General features: G+C 71.9%; 3 protein-coding genes and 1 pseudogene. 2 read left to right on the top strand and 2 right to left on the bottom strand.

What is annotated here, in order from left to right:
- Window positions 1-91: 91 nt before the first annotated feature.
- Complete coding sequence (locus IH13_RS0115650) at window positions 92-547, bottom strand: TIGR02611 family protein (protein WP_031084850.1); 456 nt, start codon at window positions 545-547, stop codon at window positions 92-94.
- Window positions 548-737: 190 nt separating this feature from the next.
- On the opposite strand from IH13_RS0115650, the gene IH13_RS0115655 reads away from it, so the two are divergent.
- Together IH13_RS0115655 and IH13_RS37595 are read left to right on the top strand one after the other, a co-directional pair.
- Window positions 738-1,151, top strand: a complete 414-nt coding sequence (locus tag IH13_RS0115655) for an SsgA family sporulation/cell division regulator (protein ID WP_003959770.1) — start codon at window positions 738-740, stop codon at window positions 1,149-1,151.
- Between the two features lie 408 nt (window positions 1,152-1,559).
- Window positions 1,560-2,094, top strand: a pseudogene (locus IH13_RS37595) (CGNR zinc finger domain-containing protein).
- A 37-nt stretch (window positions 2,095-2,131) separates the two neighbouring features.
- Here the strand turns inward: IH13_RS37595 and IH13_RS43955 are convergent.
- Window positions 2,132-2,287 (bottom strand): hypothetical protein, encoded by a 156-nt coding sequence (locus IH13_RS43955; RefSeq protein ID WP_014044863.1) that lies wholly within the window; start codon window positions 2,285-2,287, stop codon window positions 2,132-2,134.
- Window positions 2,288-2,934: the final 647 nt, after the last annotated feature.

The following is a 2,934-nucleotide window of genomic DNA, read 5'->3' on the forward strand; positions in this document are numbered from 1 at the left end:
GTGTGAACGAAGCGCTCTCCCACTGAGCTAATCGCCCCGGCGCACCGCACACATTACCCCATGTCAGCGGTGCTCCCGGACCAGCTCGGCGTCACTGGTCGATCTTCCACGGCATCGTCATCCCGAACTTCCAGACGTAGATCCCCACCAGCACCACGATGATCACGAGTCCCACCGTGGTGAGGATGATGTTGCGGCGGCGCACCTTGGGGTCGAGCGCCCGCTGGGTGGCCTCGGTGACCTTGCGCTTCGTCCAGCGCAGCACGAGCTGCGCCCAGACGAACTCGGTCGCCCAGATCGCCATGCCCCCGAAGATCACCAGCCATCCCGGCCCGGGCAGCGGGAGCATCACGATGCCCGCACCCACCACCGCGAGGCCGACGACGAAGATCCCGGCCTGCCAGCTCAGGTGCAGCACCCTGGACGACCGGATGTACGCGGGCGCCCGCGACCCCAGCCCCCGGTCCCCGGCCTGCCCGCCCCTCGCCGCGGGCGGATACGCCGATGACGCGGCGGCCCCTTCCCGCTCGTCACTCTCCGCGTCCATGCCGCCCAACCTACCGGAACGGCTCGCGTCACCGGAATGGACGCATGACCCAAAGTTACACACCGCCGGACGAGTGACTCGAAGCATCACAAATAGGTCAGAGGGGTTTACAACGGCACCGTAGGTGGCATGTCGATTTCGCCGACGTGCGAATCCCCGAGCGCACACTGAGCGAAAGGCCCTGGCGCTTATGAACACCACGGTCAGCTGCGAGCTGCACCTGCGCCTCGTTGTGTCGAGCGAGTCCTCACTGCCTGTTCCCGCGGGCCTGCGGTATGACACGGCCGATCCCTATGCCGTGCACGCCACCTTCCACACCGGAGCGGAGGAGACGGTCGAGTGGGTTTTCGCCCGTGACCTCCTCGCCGAGGGGCTGCACCGGCCCACCGGCACCGGAGACGTCCGCGTCTGGCCATCCCGGAGTCACGGTCAAGGCGTCGTCTGCATCGCGCTGAGCTCCCCGGAGGGCGAAGCACTGCTCGAAGCCCCGGCGAGGGCCCTGGAGTCGTTCCTGAAGAGGACCGACGCCGCGGTCCCACCCGGCACCGAGCACCGTCACTTCGACCTCGATACGGAGCTCTCGCACATCCTGGCCGAGAGCTGAGCCAGGCCGAGAGCTGCGGGACGCCGTCCGACTCGGGGAGACGGCGTCGCGCGGACAACCTCATACGGCGGACACCGGCGCCGTCGCCGCGGAACCCACCGCGGCGACGGCGCCGGTGCGCGTCCCGCCCGGAGCCCCGGCGGGCCGAGGGGCGGTGGTGCGGGTGCGTTCCCGGGCAGCGGCCCTGCGCGGGGCGGGGCGACCGCCCGGCCCCAGGGCGGCCGGACACCCTCCCTCCGCGGCTGGGCGCCGTCAGCGGCGTCGGGCCCACGGGCGGCCGGACGCCTGCCGTCCGCGAGGCGCCACGGCGGCTCCCGGGGGCGCGCCGCCCCGGGAGGGGCCTCGGTGAGCCAGTAGAGTCATCCGCCATCGGCGGGCGCCCGTCCGCCGGAGGCCAGGGAGCGAAGCGTGCTGATCCCACACGACACCCGGATCGCCCTCGACACGGTGGTGGAACTGGTGAACACCGCCCCGGAGGGCGGGTCCGGTGACGGGCTCGCGGACGTCGAGGCGCTCCACGGCTTCGCCGAGCGGCACCACATCAGCGGTGTCGGCGTCCTGACCGAGAAGGACCTGCGTGCCGTACGCGACGTACGCGCCCGGTTCGCGGAGATATTCGCGACCCCCGACACACAGGCCGCCGCCGGGCGCCGGCACCACGCCGCAGCTCACCAATCACGACGGCTACGACTGGCACGTGCACTACTTCGCGCCGGGCGCCTCGGTGGCGGACCACCTCGCGGCGGACTGCGGCATGGCGCTGGCGTTCATCGTGGTGGCCGACGAGCAGGAGAGACTGCGGCGGTGCGAGGCGCCGGACTGCCGGGACGCCTTCGTCGACCTCTCGCGGAACCGCTCGCGCCGCTACTGCTCCAGCCGCACCTGCGGTAACCGCCTCCACGTCGCCGCGTACAGGGCCCGGCGCCGGGAGGCGGCGCGCTGACCGCAGAGGCGGCGGGCCGGCCGGCCTCCGGGCCCGCTCACAGCAGGAAGAGGTCGTGCAGCGCGGCCATCAGCAGCAGGCTCCCGACCACCGTCAGGAAGATCATCAGTGGCGGCTGGGACAGCGCGAAGAGGCAGCCGCGCGGCTCCTCGGCAGGGGGTGCGGGGGCCTCGCCCCGGAATGTGTCCACCATCTCGTAACGATCATGACGCAATCCGGACCATGCCGACGGCCGACCTCGGTCCCTGGGCTGCGAGTTCACTCTCCCCGGGCTGCACGGAGTCGCTCCGGCGTACGGACGTCGGTCACGCGTACGACCGATGGCTCACCCAGTGGACTCCGTCGGCCCGTGGCTCACACGGCAGGCCCGGAACTGCCGGGCCGACTCCCCGCGCAGGCAACCGAACTCCTCGGTCACCGCGGGCAACCGGGGACGGGTGTCCGGCAGCACCGTTTCCGGATGGTTGATCGCGTGGGAGACGTGCCGACCGAGGCTCCGGCCCGCCGGGCCCCGCCTTGATTCCCGCCGCACGCCCCACGTGCCCTGCTCCACTCATGCGTCCGGCCGTCGAGCGGTGTGTCCCTGCCGCCCGGACGGCGTCCGGGCGGTTCGCCGCGACTGGGGCGCGTGCCCTCGAAGGGGGCGGGTGAAGCGATTCGATCCGCTCCCTGGACGGAGGGCCCGGACCCCGGAGACGCTCGTGATCGTGGCGCTCGTTCGAAGGCACCGGCACCGGGGCCGGCGCGCGTCAGATGCCGTGCTTCTTCAGGATCGCCTCGATGTCGCTGAAGTCGTCACCGTCCGACGCGGCCCGCTTCTTCTCCGCGGCAGCCTGCGGT

The sequence above is a fragment of the Streptomyces sp. NRRL WC-3549 genome, assembly GCF_000721935.1.
GTDB lineage: Bacteria > Actinomycetota > Actinomycetes > Streptomycetales > Streptomycetaceae > Streptomyces.

Bases quoted from the DNA above. Each gene is read 5' to 3' on its own strand.
- IH13_RS0115655 (WP_003959770.1), top strand. From the start codon at position 738: ATGAACACCACGGTCAGCTGCGAGCTGCACCTGCGCCTCGTTGTGTCG.
- IH13_RS0115650 (WP_031084850.1), bottom strand. From the start codon at position 547: ATGGACGCGGAGAGTGACGAGCGGGAAGGGGCCGCCGCGTCATCGGCG.
- IH13_RS43955 (WP_014044863.1), bottom strand. From the start codon at position 2,287: ATGGTGGACACATTCCGGGGCGAGGCCCCCGCACCCCCTGCCGAGGAG.